Origin of the sequence: Pseudoalteromonas sp. HM-SA03 (assembly GCF_002289345.1) — a bacterium.
GTDB lineage: Bacteria > Pseudomonadota > Gammaproteobacteria > Enterobacterales > Alteromonadaceae > Pseudoalteromonas.
On the sequence record NZ_NSDG01000089.1, the window covers coordinates 1 to 16,110 of the forward strand.

At 43.0% G+C, this 16,110-nt stretch carries 12 protein-coding genes; all 12 read left to right on the forward strand.

Annotated elements, in window-relative coordinates; all coding sequences use genetic code 11:
- Positions 1-232: 232 nt before the first annotated feature.
- On the forward strand, positions 233-610 hold the full coding sequence (locus CKO50_RS17785) for a hypothetical protein (RefSeq protein ID WP_095729258.1): 378 nt from the start codon (positions 233-235) through the stop codon (positions 608-610).
- Between the two features lie 121 nt (positions 611-731).
- Positions 732-1,190 carry a GAF domain-containing protein gene (locus CKO50_RS17790; RefSeq protein ID WP_095729343.1) on the forward strand — a complete coding sequence of 153 codons (459 nt, stop codon included), beginning with the start codon at positions 732-734 and terminating at the stop codon, positions 1,188-1,190.
- Complete coding sequence (locus tag CKO50_RS17795) at positions 1,190-1,468, forward strand: hypothetical protein (RefSeq protein WP_010371557.1); 279 nt, start codon at positions 1,190-1,192, stop codon at positions 1,466-1,468. Before CKO50_RS17790 ends, CKO50_RS17795 begins: the two co-directional genes overlap by 1 nt.
- A 15-nt stretch (positions 1,469-1,483) precedes the next feature.
- Positions 1,484-2,134, forward strand: a complete 651-nt coding sequence (proQ, locus tag CKO50_RS17800) for an RNA chaperone ProQ (RefSeq protein ID WP_010604625.1) — start codon at positions 1,484-1,486, stop codon at positions 2,132-2,134.
- A 10-nt stretch (positions 2,135-2,144) separates the two neighbouring features.
- On the forward strand, positions 2,145-4,181 hold the full coding sequence (gene prc, locus CKO50_RS17805) for a carboxy terminal-processing peptidase (protein ID WP_095729259.1): 2,037 nt from the start codon (positions 2,145-2,147) through the stop codon (positions 4,179-4,181).
- Positions 4,182-4,406: 225 nt separating this feature from the next.
- The gene (gene nhaC, locus CKO50_RS17810) at positions 4,407-5,870 is read left to right on the forward strand and encodes a Na+/H+ antiporter NhaC (RefSeq protein WP_095729260.1); all 1,464 of its coding nucleotides are present in this window, start codon (positions 4,407-4,409) and stop codon (positions 5,868-5,870) included.
- A 154-nt stretch (positions 5,871-6,024) separates the two neighbouring features.
- The gene (gene pepN / locus CKO50_RS17815; RefSeq protein ID WP_095729261.1) at positions 6,025-8,610 is read left to right on the forward strand and encodes an aminopeptidase N; all 2,586 of its coding nucleotides are present in this window, start codon (positions 6,025-6,027) and stop codon (positions 8,608-8,610) included.
- Positions 8,611-8,832, forward strand: coding sequence for a DUF2835 domain-containing protein (locus CKO50_RS17820; RefSeq protein ID WP_010604628.1), 222 nt, complete (start codon positions 8,611-8,613; stop codon positions 8,830-8,832).
- 249 nt (positions 8,833-9,081) lie between these two features.
- Positions 9,082-11,181: a DUF1302 domain-containing protein gene (locus tag CKO50_RS17825; protein WP_095729262.1), complete on the forward strand. Its 2,100-nt coding sequence runs from the start codon at positions 9,082-9,084 to the stop codon at positions 11,179-11,181.
- Between the two features lie 11 nt (positions 11,182-11,192).
- Entirely contained in the window at positions 11,193-12,560 is a 1,368-nt protein-coding gene (locus CKO50_RS17830; protein WP_095729263.1) for a DUF1329 domain-containing protein, read from the forward strand.
- A 78-nt stretch (positions 12,561-12,638) separates the two neighbouring features.
- Positions 12,639-13,640 carry a YCF48-related protein gene (locus CKO50_RS17835; protein ID WP_255230420.1) on the forward strand — a complete coding sequence of 334 codons (1,002 nt, stop codon included), beginning with the start codon at positions 12,639-12,641 and terminating at the stop codon, positions 13,638-13,640.
- Positions 13,640-15,961 carry an RND family transporter gene (locus CKO50_RS17840; RefSeq protein WP_095729265.1) on the forward strand — a complete coding sequence of 774 codons (2,322 nt, stop codon included), beginning with the start codon at positions 13,640-13,642 and terminating at the stop codon, positions 15,959-15,961. Before CKO50_RS17835 ends, CKO50_RS17840 begins: the two co-directional genes overlap by 1 nt.
- The last annotated feature ends 149 nt before the right edge of the window (positions 15,962-16,110 follow it).

Genomic DNA, 16,110 nt, shown 5'->3' on the forward strand with positions numbered 1-16,110 from the left:
AGAAAACTGCTCCAACAACTGGGAAAAATAAACCCCGCTTAAAAAAGCGGGGTTTATCATCAATCTGAGCCCTCATATTTGAGGGCTTTTTTGTTTCTGATAACAGAAATCTCCCGTCACCAGTATACTCTCGATATAAATACTTATTAGACCAAAGTCGGCTAGTGCAGAGGCACTGCTTGCACAATACTCAGTAGTGTTGAATGAATAATTAGTGTAGAGAGTGTTGAATATGAAACAAGTTGGCAAAGGAGTAGGGTTCTCTTTATTATCACCGTTAATCGTGGGTGGTGTGCTTGGGGTTTACTACAGCTTTACACTCGGTCGCAGTGAGATGTTTTTTAACTTACTACTCAGCGCAATTTCTAACGCATACATCGTTGGTCTTGCAATGTGCCTATTCGTTGTTCCTGGATATATCCTTATGTTTAGGTACAACAAGGTGCAATATGGTGGTCTGTTAACACTGGGCTTACTTGGTGGTGCGGTATTTAGCTATCTTTTCGCTGCACAATCGGGTGTCGGTTTTATTGTTAACGCCTTAATGTCAATGCTCGCAGCGGGGCTATTCTTGTTTGGTTTGCGGGCAGGTCATCGTAAAACTGAGTGATAATTAACCGAGCAGTCTCAGTTTTACAGATAATTAATACTTTTTCAGTCGAAAAGGTTTTAATTATTTCTCCGAAAGAGTACCTTTAGCTTTTGTCGTTCAATTCGTGAATTTGATGGTAATGCAAAAGCAAGACTTTTATCAGACTTTAGTTAAACAGGCTCAAGGGCTAGTCAGTGGTGAACACAATGTGATTGCCAATATGGCAAACTTGAGTGCGCTTTTATTTACAACTCTTGAAGATATCAACTGGGCAGGCTTTTATCTTATGGATAGCGCTGAAGAGTTGGTTCTTGGGCCATTCCAAGGCAACCCAGCCTGCATCCGAATTCCTGTTGGTAAAGGGGTATGTGGCACAGCAGCTGCAACTTGTGAAACGCAATTGGTTGAGGATGTTCATGCGTTTGCTGGCCACATTGCTTGCGATGCAGCGTCAAATTCAGAAATTGTGATCCCTGTTTTTAAAGATAATAAAGTGATTGCCGTGCTAGACATTGACAGTCCTAGTCTGGCAAGATTTGACGAGCAGGATAAGATCGGATTAGAAGCGTTAGTTAAAGCGTTTGAGGAAACGCTTTAATGAAAGATATGCTTCAGGTACAAGATTATTTGTTTTCCTACGCCGATGTTGGTGATTGGGAAGGCGAAGAAGAAGTTGTTGCAGAACGCTTAAATGAACTTATTCATCACGCATGGGATTTACTTCCCGAAGATTTAGACTGTGACACAATAGATAGGCTCATAGAAGGTATTTGGGAACATCTTCGCGGTGATTTAGCGCTTCTTGAAGCAGATATAGAAGAGCTAATTGACTGGGTTACACACTATATAAACTCGTCGCTCGATGAGCAGATGTAATTAATAGGTTTAAAAATGGAAACCACAAACAAGCTAAAAGACACAAATGAAGTATTAGACTTCTTATTTTCAGAATTTCCTAACTGCTTCAAGCAAAAGGAGGGGATTAAGCCATTAAAGGTTGGTATTTTCAAAGATATCGCTGAGCGTATTGAGGGTTCGGACAAAGTCAGTAAAACCCAAGTACGTCAAGCACTTCGTAAATACACTTCAAACTGGCGTTATCTCGAAGCAGTCACTAAAAACGAGTTTCGTGTAGACCTAGACGGCAATCAGGCTGAAAAGGTTGAACAAGAGCACGTTGAACACGCAGAAAAAGCATTGGCCGAGAGCCGTGCCAAAATGGCTAAGCGTAAAAAGCCGCAGCGTCCAAACAATCGCGATGGCGAAACAAAATCTTACAAAAAGAAACCTCACTCAAGGGATCGTCAAGACCAAAAACGCCCTAAAATGAGTAATAAACCTGCTGAAGTTAAACCTAAGCGCAGTGGTAAAGTTGAACCTTTACCGGCTGAACAGGTCAAGGTTAATAACAAAGTTAAAGTTAAACTTGGTCAAGCGCTTGTTAACGCTACTATCACTGAAGTCAAAAATGATGAAGTGCACGTAGAGCTTGTAACAGGAATGCAAGTTAAAACTAAAGCAGATAGCCTATATATCCAGTAAGGAGTTGTATATGAGTAAAAAGTTACCACTCATTTCCCTAGTCGCCGCGTTCGTATCGAGTGTTACTTTAGCCTCAACAAGCACAGTCACTATTAAGGACTTGCCGGTTCTTAAACCTGAAGCGCAACACACCACGGCTAGTAAACGAGTGACTAACCTATTTACTCGACAACACTACAAACGCTTCAGCTTTGATGACAGCTTATCGGATAAAATTTTCGATCGTTACGTAGAAGCCATCGACTTTAACAAGTCTTTGCTTTTGCAGTCGGATATCGATAGTTTTCAACAGTATCGTAAGCAATTTGATGATGCATTGATCTCAGGAAAACTGGGTTTTGCTTATGATATGTTTAACCTAAGCATGAAGCGTCGCTTTGAGCGCTATGATTTTGCCATTGGCTTACTCGACAAAGAAATGAACTTTGACAAAAAAGATGAGTTCATTTTTGATAGAGAAGAGCAAAATTACGCAACCGCGACAAGCGAACTTGACGAATATTGGCGCCAGCGTGTTAAATCTGATGCGCTGCGCTTAAAATTGACTGGGAAAAATTGGGAAGAGATCAAAGAAGTCCTTACCAAGCGCTACAAAAATGCGCAAAAACGTCTAGTCCAAACGAATAGTGAAGATGCATTTCAAGTAATCATGAATGCGTTTGCACGCAGCATTGAAGCACACACATCCTATCTCTCGCCACGCCGTGCAGAACAGTTCAAAATGGATATGGACTTAGAGCTTGAAGGTATTGGTGCGGTATTAAGTTACGATGAAGATTACACTGTGATCCGTAGTTTAGTTCCTGGTGGCCCTGCGGACAAAGCCGAAAAGCTCAAGCCGGACGACAAAATCATCGGCGTAGCACAAGATGACAAAGAATTTGTAGATGTTATCGGCTGGCGTTTAGATGATGTGGTCGATCTCATCAAAGGCCCTAAGGGGACCAAGGTTCGACTTCAATACCTTAAAGGTACAGATAGTCACGGTACGCCTAAAGTCGTTGAAATTGTTCGTGACAAAGTAAAATTGGAAGATCGCGCGGTTAAGTCTTCTGTTTTTGAAGCCAAGTATTCTGAGCTACAAAGCAAAATAGGCGTGATAGAAATTCCGAGTTTCTACAATAATCTTTCTCAAGATGTAAAAACTGAAATCGCTAAACTTAAAGAAGCCAAAGTAGATGGGGTTATCATTGACCTTCGCCAAAATGGTGGTGGCTCGCTTTACGAAGCGACCCAGCTATCAGGTTTATTCTTTGATCAAGGTCCAGTTGTTCAGATCCATACCGCTTATAACCGCGTTGAAAGTCAACAAGATAGAGATGGCATTACCTTCTACGATGGACCTTTGACTGTTTTAGTTGACCGCTACAGTGCTTCGGCATCCGAAATTTTTGCTGCTGCGATGCAAGATTATGGCCGAGCTGTGGTGATTGGTGAGCAAACCTTTGGTAAGGGTACAGTGCAACAACATCGTGGCCTCGGTAAAAATTACGATTTATTCGAAAACCCTTTAGGGAGTGTAACTTACACGATTGCGAAGTTTTATCGTATTGACGGTGGCAGTACTCAACATAAAGGCGTGATCCCTGATATCTTGCTACCATCGGCGATCAACCCTGAAGAGTGGGGAGAAAGCCAAGAGGATAATGCATTGCCTTGGGATAGTATTGTTCGTGCAAAATATGCGAGTTTAGATAACTTGTCGCCAACTATTCAGTACTTGAGCAAGCGCCATGACGAGCGAGTAAAAGTTGAACCAGAATTCGAATATATTTATAAAGACATTGAAGAATACAAAGCGCGCAAGGATGATAAAGCGATTTCTTTAGTTGAATCTGAGCGTATTAAAGAGCGCGAAGATCGCGATGATCTGGTATTGAAGCGGACAAATGAAAGGTTGAAGCGTCTCGGACTAGAGCCAGTTAAAGATTTGGACGATGCGCCAGAGGTTATTTCAGAATTAGACCCTTACCTAGAAGAGGCTGCCCTTATCACGCAGGACCTAATTTCATACGGGCGGATAGCCAAAAACGAAGTTAAAAAATAAATAAAAGGCGCTTCAAGCGCCTTTTATTATGCCTGTTGCCCTTACTTTTACTTAACAAATTTTGTTATCATCTGCCAGATTTTCTAAGCTGATACTCTTTTGAGGCTTCTTGAGAATGGTGCGTGGCTCGACCACTGGCAACCTAGCTACTCAAAACGGCTCAAAACGGTATACTGCAAATAAAATAATTATAAGCATGGGTCGTCGTGCGTAGGAGTATTCCTTTTGAAACAACAAAAACAGCCGTCATTTATTGACGCTCTTATTCCGATCACTTTGTTGGTCGCTTTGCTCGGTGCTGCGGTGTACCTCTATGGTGACAGTTCATCATCAGGTCCAAACCAAATTGCCTTGCTATTTGCTACATTCACCGCGGCTCTCGTAGGCCTTAAAAATGGTTTTACGTGGAAAACGCTTGAAGAAGCGATGATCAAAGGGATAACTATCTCACTCGGTGCCATTATTATTTTACTAATGGTTGGTGCTTTGATAGGTACTTGGCTATTGTCTGGCACAGTTCCAACACTGATATATTACGGACTACAAATTATCAATCCAAGTTGGTTTTATGCTGCGAGTTGTTTGATTTGTGGAATTGTGGCGATGAGTATAGGCAGCTCATGGACGACGGCCGCAACCATAGGTGTCGCTTTATTAGGTGTGGCGACGGGGCTTGGCTTAGATCAGGTCGTAACCGCGGGGGCAGTAATTTCAGGTGCCTATTTTGGCGATAAGCTAAGCCCGTTATCTGAAACCACAAACCTAGCGCCTGCAGTCGCTGGTAGTGATTTATTTGATCATATTCAACATATGCTTTGGACTACTGTACCTAGCTTTGTAATCGCACTTATTATATTTATTGTCATGGGCTTTAATGCTGAAGCGTCAAGTGAAGCGGGGCGGATAGATGAAATTGTTTCGATACTACAAACTAATTTCAATATTAACCTGTTAATGCTAGTTCCTTTGCTGGTGCTGCTTGGGCTTGCTATCAAGAAAATGCCAGCTTTTCCGGCGATTTCAATTGGCGCGGTAATGGGGGCAATATGGGCAGTACTGTTCCAAGGTGAGCTTATCGCAAGTCAAATTGATGCTAGCCAAGGTGAGTTAGTGGGCTATGTGAAATTAGTGTGGGCGACTTTCTTTGACGGTTTTGCGTTGCAAACAGGTGATGCAAAAATGGACGATTTGCTAAGTGGCGGTGGCATGTCATCAATGCTAACGACGACTTGGCTGGTGATGACAGCATTGATGTTTGGTGCCATTATGGAAAAAACAGGCTTACTTGATGTCTTCGTACGCAGCATTCTTAAAATAGCAAAGAGCACAGGTTCGTTAATTGCTTCGACTATCGCAACTTGTATTGGTACAAACCTAGTTGCAGCGGATCAGTACATCGCGATTGTTGTCCCCGGTCGTATGTTCAAAGAAGAATACAAAAAGCGCGGTTTGAAGAGTGTAAACCTCTCTCGTACGCTGGAAGATGGTGGCACAATCACCAGTCCACTGATCCCGTGGAACACCTGCGGCGCATATATGCAAAGTGTACTACTGATTAATCCGTTTGATTATGCCATGTACGCATTCTTTAACTTGATCAATCCTGTGCTGGCGGTCATCTACGCGTATCTTGGTATCAAGATCCTTAAGATTACGCCGCCAACGATAAATGCGGAAGAATCAAAATGAGAAAACAGGCCGAGCGTAAAATAGCGTATTTGCAATCTCGCTCAAGCCTTTTCCAACAGGCCGAATAGACATAAAACGCCTATCCTTAGAATTGGCGATATCAAATTTGTTTTATCACTCGCCCCTTTTTGGGGCGTTTTTGTAAGGATTATATATGACTCAAAAACCACAAGCCAAATTTCTTAAAGATTACCTTGCACCAAGCCATACCGTTGATACGCTTTGCTTGACCTTTGAGTTAAGCCCAAGAAATACAATCGTGACTGCTGTCAGTCAGTTTGTCGCGGTTGGCAATGCGACACAATTAATATTGGATGGTGTCGACTTAGAGTTAGCATCTTGCCAGGTAAATGGAGAAGAGTGGCAAAGCCTTGAAAAATCCGATTCTGAATTGATTCTTTCTAACTTGCCAGAGGCCTTTGAACTCAAAATTGTCACTAAAATTTCGCCGCAAACAAACACCTCACTTGAAGGCTTATACCTCTCTGATGGCGCTTATTGTACGCAATGTGAAGCGGAAGGATTTAGAAAAATCACCTACTTTATGGACAGACCTGATGTACTGACGACTTATACGGTGACGATCATCGGTGAGTCAAAGTATCGTTACTTATTATCAAACGGCAATAAAGTTGAAGAAGGGAGCCTAAGTGACGGCAGACATTTTGCAAAATGGCACGATCCGCATAAAAAACCAAGCTACTTGTTTGCCTTGGTTGCTGGCGATTTTGACGTATTAGAAGACAACTACAGCACTAAGTCGGGTAGAGAGGTGAAGTTGGCGCTATTTGTCGATAAAGGCAATTTACATAAAGCTCCCCATGCTATGACGTCACTAAAGAAGGCCATGGAATGGGATGAGTCAAGGTTCGATTTGGAATACGACCTGGATATATACATGATTGTCGCGGTTGATTTTTTCAATATGGGGGCAATGGAAAACAAGGGTCTGAATGTCTTTAATAGTGCCTGTGTGTTGGCAAGCCAAGAGACTGCGACAGACCGAGACTTTCACACCATTGAATCGATAGTTGGACATGAGTACTTTCATAACTGGACTGGGAACCGAGTTACTTGTCGTGATTGGTTTCAGCTTAGTTTAAAAGAAGGCCTAACCGTATTTAGAGATCAGGAGTTTAGCAGCGATCTAGGTTCTCGAGGCCTAAACCGTATCGACGCAGTAATGGCGATGCGTACGCATCAGTTTGCGGAAGATGCGGGGCCAATGGCGCATCCAATAAGGCCTCGGCAAGTTATTGAAATGAATAACTTCTATACCGTGACTGTTTATAACAAAGGCGCTGAAGTGATCCGTATGATGCATACCTTATTGGGGGAAGATAACTTCCAAAAAGGGATGAAGCTCTACTTTGAGCGTCACGATGGACAGGCTGTGACGTGCGATGATTTCGTTAATGCAATGATGGACGCCTCAGGTGTTGATTTAACGCAATTTAAACTATGGTACGAGCAATTCGGCACGCCAAGAGTAAAAGTGGCTACCAAGTATGACAAACAGGCACAAACATATGCAATTACGGTGAGTCAAAGCCATGCGGATTGCGATCTCGTAAAAGCACCACTGCATATTCCATTTAAGCTAGAGCTTTTGGATGAGCAAGGTGAAAGCGTTCCGTTGCTAACAAAACACGGGGAAATACAACGAGCGTTAGATATTACTGAATTTGAGCAACGGTTTGAGTTTGAGCAAGTTGCGAGTAAACCAGTTCCTGTATTGCTAGAGGATTTTTCAGCACCAGTGCTTATGGAGTACAGCTATACCATTGATGAGTTACTACACATATTGCGTTTTGCGCGTAGTGATTACGCTCGTTGGGAAGCAATGCAGCAAATCTTTATGATTGAAGTTAAACGAGCGGTTACGTCAGGCGATTTCGAACTGGATCCAAAAGTCCTCGGTGCGTTGTCCTCATTGCTGGAAGCGTTAGATGGAGACCTTGCGCTACTGGCTGAGTTATTGACTTTACCAACGTTTGATACGTTAGCCAGTCAATTTGAAATTATCCCAGTAGACAAACTTGTTTCAATTTCCGATGCATTTGAAATGCAAATTGCGCAATCACTTCAATCGGTATTTGAACACGCTTATTTGTCTTTGCAAGACTCAGGCTCATTAGAAGCAAAAGATGTCGCGATCAGAGCCTTTAAAAATAAAGCGCTTTATTACTTAGCGAAAACAGACTCTGATAGTGTTGATAGCGCGCTAGATAATCAATTTTCTTCAAGCAATATGACCACTAAGCTGGCATCATTAAAAGCAGCTGTCTCCGCGCAGCACACAAAGATGGAAAGTTTGTTCAGTCAATTTGATAGTCAATGGCGTCACGATAGCCTAGTCATGGATAAATGGTTTGCGTTAAGTGCAAGCTTATCTAATGATGGAGTGATATCGAATATAAATACGCTTTATGCGCATCCTTGTTTTGACAAAGGCAATCCTAATCGGGTTCGCGCATTGATAGGAAGCTTCGCGAGAACTAATCCTGCGCAATTCCATCGTACCGATGGTAAGGGCTATGCGCTATTAGGTGATTTATTAGTGGAGCTAAACAGCATCAATCCACAAAATGCGTCTCGTATGATCACGCCGTTCATGTCATGGAAGCGTTATGATCAAACGCGCCAACAGCTGATGCGCGCACAGTTGAGCCGTTTGGCTAACTTAGAAGGTTTGAGCGACGACTTATATGAGAAAGTAGAGAAGGCGCTAGCGCAGTAGATGAAAGAGTACTTCTTTTACATGGATTTGAGCTACGACAAGTGTCTCGGTTACTACTACGGGCACTATACTTCAGTGCAAGTGATTGAAGATGGGGGGAAGAGTATTCGCTTCCCCGCAGAGCGTATTCGCCCCTTTATTTCATCAATTGGGATCAGGGGGAGATTCCGTCTCATCTTGGATGATAGTAATAAGTTTCTATCGTTAGAAAAAGTCACTTAATCGAAGTAGAACTGCAAAACATATTTTATTTTTGTTAAATGAGTTTGTTATAAGCTTGAAATACGTGTTATAAATTATCTGGTAGGACGTCTTACCAAGAGTAAAATACGCCCCTAGAGGCGAAAAAGCGTTGATTTAGTGGAGCAGTATTTGTATTTTCGCGGTTTCGCTTCTATCGTTTAGACAACAAAAAACAATAACTCTAAGAGCTTAAGCTCTAGACATGACCCGCCAAAAGGGGGAGAAATAATGATAAAAAGATCGCTCTTTGTGAAAAACAAAATCATGCTCGGTCTTAGCGCGGCAGTAATGGGAGCTGCCGCCACGTCAGTACACGCGGCCAGTTTTGAGGTTGGTGATTTCGAAATTACCTTCGACTCGACTTTTTCTTATGGTCAAAGCATTCGCGTTGAAGATCGTAACTTTGATTTCATCGGTAAAAGTAATCATCCACAGTTTGACTGGGATGGTTATAAAGCAACCACTGGCAATACCATCTATTCTTCGTCACAGATCTGGTCACAACAGGGTGCCTATTCAAATAATGGTGATGCTGGTAACCTAAATTTTGACTCTGGAGATACTTTCTCTCAGTTGTTAAAAGGTACCCATGATTTAGCAATTACCAAAGATAACTATGGTTTGTTCACTCGTTTCATGTATTTCTACGACTTTGCGATGGAAGATGGGGATTTTGCATATAGCAACCCTGTTTCAGGCAAAAAAGTTGACCCGTGTGAAGACGACGATACCAGAAAACAAGTCTGTTCGGATTTACGCTTGCTAGATGCATTTGTGTGGGCGGATTTTGACCTCAATGATGGCAAAAACCCGCTTTCCGTGCGTTTAGGTCAGCAAGTAGTTAACTGGGGCGAAAGTACACTTATTTCCCACGGAATTAACGTCAACCCAGTTGATATCGACCGTCTGAAAGCGCCAGGCTCTGAAGTAAAAGAAGCCTTTATCCCTGTAGGTATGCTTTGGGCGTCGATTGGTTTGTCTGAAAACGTCAACCTTGAAGGTTTTTATCAGTATCAATGGCATGAAACCAGATTGCCGGCAACAGGTAGTTACTTCTCAACCAATGATTTTGCATCTGAAAATGGTTATATGCAAAATGTTCAGCTTGGTTTTACCTCAAACCCTGATATCGATTTGTATCACCTCACTGACGCATTAAACAGTTTATATGCTGATGCAACGGCCGCATTGGTTGCTCAAGGTGTAGTACCAACAGCACAAGCAGTTGGCAGTGCCGCAGCGTCTATGTATATGGCTTATCCGACTAAAGTGGCGCTTAAAGGAAAAGGAAATAACGGTAAGAGCGAACCAGATGATGGTGGTCAGTACGGTTTACGCTTAGGCATTTTCTCTCCAGAGCTAAATGACACTGAATTTGGTCTGTATTACATTAATTACCATAGCCGTAGACCTTTGATTTCTGGTAAAGCATCTAACTTTACAGAGCAAGCGATAATGGCTGATTTAGCTTACATCGCACAAAATCAAATTACCGCAGACAATGTCACTAACCTAAACGCCTTTACTCAAGCGCAAATTACCTATCCTGAAGACATCAAATTGTATGGCTTAAGTTTTAATACTGCGATCGGTGAAACCGCATTTGCTGGTGAAGTGGCATATAGACAAGATGAACCACTACAGATAGATGACGTTGAACTACTTTACGCTGGCATGGTTGAACAGTTAGCCGCCGCGGGTCTGCGTGATGATTTGGCTGGTTTATCTCAGCTTAGTCAAGGGGACGATATCGCTTTTGTGGGTCCTGGTGAAGTGGCGCAAGGTTATATCTTGCGAGACACTATTCAAGCACAGTTTACAGCAACACATTTGTTCGGCCCATCGCTCGGTGCAGATAGTTGGGCTGTGGTTGGTGAAGTAGGCGCAGTTACTATTAAAGACATGCCAGAGTACGATGAGCTTCGTTTGAATGTTTCAGGTACTGGCCGAAGTGGCACGATTGAGGGGCTTTCTGGCCGAGATTACAATCTTATCCACCAAGCGGTTTCAAATGGTCCTGAGACCAATCCATTCCCATCGGCTTCTGCATGGGGCTATCGCCTTATTGCAAAGGGTGAGTATAACAACCTATTCAGTGGTGTGAATTTTTCTCCACGCGTAGTGTTCTCACATGATGTTAACGGTATCACCCCTGATCCTATGTTCTTGTTCATTGAGGATCGTAAATCGCTGGGCATTAATCTTAACTTTAACTACCTAAATTCGTGGTCATTTGATTTTGGCTATAACACGTTTTGGGGTGGTGGTAAGACGAATACCTTTGCGGACCGTGACTTCATCTCATTCAACATTAAGTATTCAATTTAAGGGCTTTCGATATGTTTAGAAAACCTACATTTATCGCAGCAACAATAATTACAATGCTGTCTGCCAGCAGCGCTATGGCTAAGATTAGCGCTGACGAAGTTGCACGTTTAGGTAAAGATTTGACGCCTATCGGTGCAGAGAAAGCGGGTAATGCTGATGGCAGTATTCCGGCTTGGAATGGTGGGATCACCGCGCCTCCAGCTGGTTATGAAGTGGGCATGCACCATCCAGATCCGTTTGCTGATGACAAAGTATTGTTCACAATTGATAAATCGAATTTAGATAAATACAAGTCATTGTTAAGCCCTGGTCAAATTGCGCTATTTGAAACGTATCCAGAAACGTTCAAAATGAACATTTACCCAACTAGACGCAGCGCGTCTTATCCGCAGTTTGTGTATGATGCAACAAAGAAATACGCATCTACAGCAGAGCTGATCGAAGGTGGTAACGGCATTAAAAATACCGCTATCGGTATTCCGTTTCCGGTGCCGAAAGATGGCTTAGAAGCTATCTGGAACCACCTATTGCGTTTCCGTGGCTTGTCGATTGCACGTTACGGCGGTCAAGCGATGCCTACGGAGTCAGGTGCTTACAACATTATCGGTTTCGATGAGCAATTATTGGTTAAGTACTCTGCAACAGATGCAACCCCTGAAGCATTGCAAGAGTCAAATATCCTGTTTAAGTTTAAGCAGCAAGTGACAGAACCTGCACGTCTTGCTGGAACTGCATTGCTTGTACATGAAACAATGGACCAAATTTTGACACCTCGTCAGGCTTGGACATATAACGCTGGCCAGCGTCGTGTAAGACGTGCGCCAAACGTTGCATATGATGCACCAGGAACTGCGTCAGATAGCTTACGTACAACAGATGACTTTGATATGTTTAACGGCTCTCCAAACCGCTACGACTGGAAACTAGTTGGTAAAAAAGAGATGTATATCCCTTACAACAGCTATAAGTTACATAGTGACAAGCTTAAGTATGATGATATTTTGATGGCTGGCCACATCAACCCTGAACACGTACGTTACGAAAAACACCGTGTATGGGTAGTCGAAGCTAACCTGAAAGAAGGCACTCGCCATATTTACAAAAAGCGTGTGTTCTATATTGATGAAGATAGCTGGCAAATCCACGTAACGGATATCTATGATAACCGTGATCAGATGTATCGCGTCGCGATGGCACATGGTCTTAATTACTACGAAGTGCCGACACATTGGAGTACGTTGGATGTCTATCATGATCTAAACTCTCGTCGCTACCTTGCGATTGGGTTAGATAACGAAGAAGACATGTACGACTTCAGTCAGTCTTTCAACGATAACGAGTTTACTCAGGGTGCGCTGCGCCGTGAGGGTCGCCGTTAATCAAATATTATCAGGCTGAAGCAACCTCGCTTCAGCCTTCTTCCTCCTTTCCTCTCACAACTCGAGTGTTTTCTCATGATGAAGAAGTTAGTAGCAGCCTCGATTTTAACTATGGCGCATGTAGCAGTAGCCGAAAGTAGTGATCAAATTTCAGCAAAATCAGCCCTGATGGTCGCTCACCCAGAGCAAACGCTTTTCACAGATATTACAGATAACGGTGATGCGTTAATTGCGGTAGGTAAACACGGCACAATAATTATTAAACAAGAAGGGCAAAACTGGACGCAGGCAGAGGTGCCAATTCAATCACTGTTAACCTCTGTGACATTCAAAGGCAAAGATATTGGTTGGGCTTGTGGCCACGACGCTAGCATAATCAAAACCACAGACGGTGGTAAAACATGGGCGCTAAAACAATATCTACCAACATTGGAAAAGCCTTGTCTTGATATTGAGTTTATTGACCAACAACACGGCTTTGCTGTGGGCGCTTATGGCATGTTTTTTGAAACCACTGATGGTGGTGAGTCTTGGACAAAACGTTTTATCAGTGAATTTGTTCACCCCGATGATGTCGACTATTTAGCCGATTTAAAAGAGCAAGACCCCGCGGCATACGAACAAGAAACGGCGTTTATTCTTCCCCATTTTAATCGCCTGTTGATCGCCGAAGGCATGATGTACCTTGCCGGTGAAATGGGACTTGTGGCACAAAGTGATGACTTAGGAAAAACATGGCAAAAATTTGAGCCTTTTTATCGCGGTTCATTTTTTGCTGTTGATCAAACCTCAGATAAGCAACTTATTGTTGCGGGCCTTAGGGGTAACGCATTTATTGGCAATGCACAGCAAGTAGTGCAACTTGACACTCAAAAAACGGCGACAATAAATAGTATTGCCCACAAAGATAATGTGACCTATATGTTTGCTAACAGCGGCGTAATATTCACGTTGAAAGCAGGTAAGCTAACCTCAAAACAACTAAAAAACGGCCACTCTATTTTAGCAGGCGTGGTTAAAAAGGATCAGCTAATTCTAGCGACGGAGCAGGGGATTGCTGAGGTAGAGGTGAACAACTAATGCAAGCGTTTTTAAATCAATTGGTATACGCCATCTTTAGGCATCGCATTACCGTCGTGGCTTTTTTCGTACTGACGACGATATTTTTGGGCTTCAAAGCCACACAAATTCAGCTCGATGCGTCATTTAACAAAAATATTCCATTAAATCATGAATACATGAAAGTGTATTTGAAGCATGAAAAGCAGTTTGGTGGTGCAAATAGTATTCTTATTTCTGTTTGTGATAAAGATGGTGACATCTTTAATGAGCCATTTTTCACTCAGCTAAAGGCTGTGCATGATCAGCTCTATTTTATCCCTGGTGTTAATCGTCCACTAGTGAATTCAATCTTTGCACCCAGTGCGAGATTCGTTGAGGTGGTAGAGGACGGCTTTGCCGGTGGACCTATTATTCCTGCTAATTTTCAACCTACTGAACAAGGCCTAGCGGTTGTAAAGCAGAACATTGAGAAAGCAAAAGTTGTGGGTCGTATGGTTGCGAGTGATTATTCTTGTGCCATGGTAACCGCCCAGTTAATGGAAACCGACCCGCAAACCCAAGAAAAGCTTGATACCTTAGCCTTTGCGCAAAAATTAGAGTCTGAGATCCGAGCGCCTCTTAGCACTGACAAAGTGAGCATACATATTATTGGCTTTGCGAAAATGGCCGGGGACATTGCTGATGGCGCGAAAGGAGTAGTACTCTTCTTTGCGTTAGCAATTGCTTTTACCTTTATTATGGTTTGGATGTTCTGTAAGAGCTTTAAGCTTACGCTGCTTCCGATTGTTTGTTCATTTATTGCTGTGATTTGGCAGATGGGCTTACTCAGTACTTTGGGTTTTGGTGTTGATCCCATGTCTATTTTGGTGCCTTTCTTAGTTTTCGCTATTGGTGTGAGTCACGGTGTGCAAATGATCAACGCCATAGGTAAAAAGGTAGCGGAAGGGGTCAGCTGCAAAGTGGCTGCTGAAGCGAGCTTTAAAGCATTACTTATTCCAGGTGGCATTGCTCTACTTTCGGACACCGTTGGCTTCTTAACCTTACTGGCAATCGACATCGGCATTATCCGTGAGCTTGCTATTACTGCCAGTTTAGGGGTTGCGGTCATTATCTTTACCAACTTGGTGCTGCTTCCTGTGATGGCGTCGTTCTTTGAGTCCGCAAATATTAAGCGACTTGGTGATGGTAAGAATGCCAGCCATGGTATGTTTGAGGCAATGCGAGAGGCCTTGGTGAAAACCACAGACAAAAAAGTGGCCAGAGTGATTTTACTTATCAGTGCAGTATTGTTCGCATTTGGCTACTGGCAATCTGAAAAAATGCGTATTGGTGATTTACATGCTGGTGCACCGGCGTTACATGAAGATGCCAGATATAACCAAGACACTTTCCTTATCTCAGACCGTTATGCAATTTCTTCTGATATCTTAAAGGTCATTGTAGAAGCGACACCTGCGGCTTGTACTGAGCACGATACAATGGAGCGTATTAGTCGTTTCCAATGGCGAGTAGAAAACTTACCGAGTGTACAATCGGCTGTTTCTTTAAGCTCCGTTGCACAAGCGGTTAATGCTGGGTACAACGAAGGTAACTTAAAGTGGCAGACGTTACCAAGAAATACCGCTTCTCTAGTCCAAGCTACCTCTCGAGTGGAGACAAGCTCAGGGCTACTTAACGGTGATTGTTCGGTGATGCCTATTATCATCTTTATGGCAGATCATAAGGCTGAATCTATCGACCATGTGATTGCGAAGATAAAAGCGTTCTCAGAAGAAGAGGGAACTGATGACGTTGCCTTTAAATTAGCATCAGGTCCAATCGGTGTGATGGCGGCAACAAACGAATCCGTTTCCGAGGCACAGGTTCCTATGATGATCTACGTGTACGGTGCGGTGATTCTGTTGTGCCTAGCGAGCTTTAGGAGCGTGCGAGCGACTATCGCAGTGGTACTACCTTTATATGTGGTATCAACGCTGGCTCAGGCGCTTATGGTGCAGCTTGAAATCGGTTTAACGGTATCGACGTTACCGGTAATTGCTTTGGGTGTGGGAATAGGTGTCGATTACGGCATTTATATTCTATCCTCTATGATGGGACAGCTTAAGCAGGGTATGCCGTTGTCGGTTGCCTATCGAAATGCGCTTGCTGAGCGAGGCAGTGCGGTACTGTTTACTGGTATCACATTGGCGATTGGCGTAAGCACTTGGATTTTCTCTGCGCTTAAGTTCCAGGTTGATATGGGTATCCTTTTAACCTTCATGTTCTTGGTAAATATGCTGGGTGCTGTGCTGCTTTTACCGGCAATTGGAACGCTTATCTGGTCTGACCAGAAAAAATAATGTGAATAATTGTGCTCCTTTTTATTTGGTATTGGCGATTTATATCTATTTTTTGTGAATAGATGAGCAAACAGCTGAAAAGCTTGAAATGTTTTCGTCAAAAAGGCTGTTTATTAGCGTCAGAAAGGTTAGAATTTACCTGACTCCAC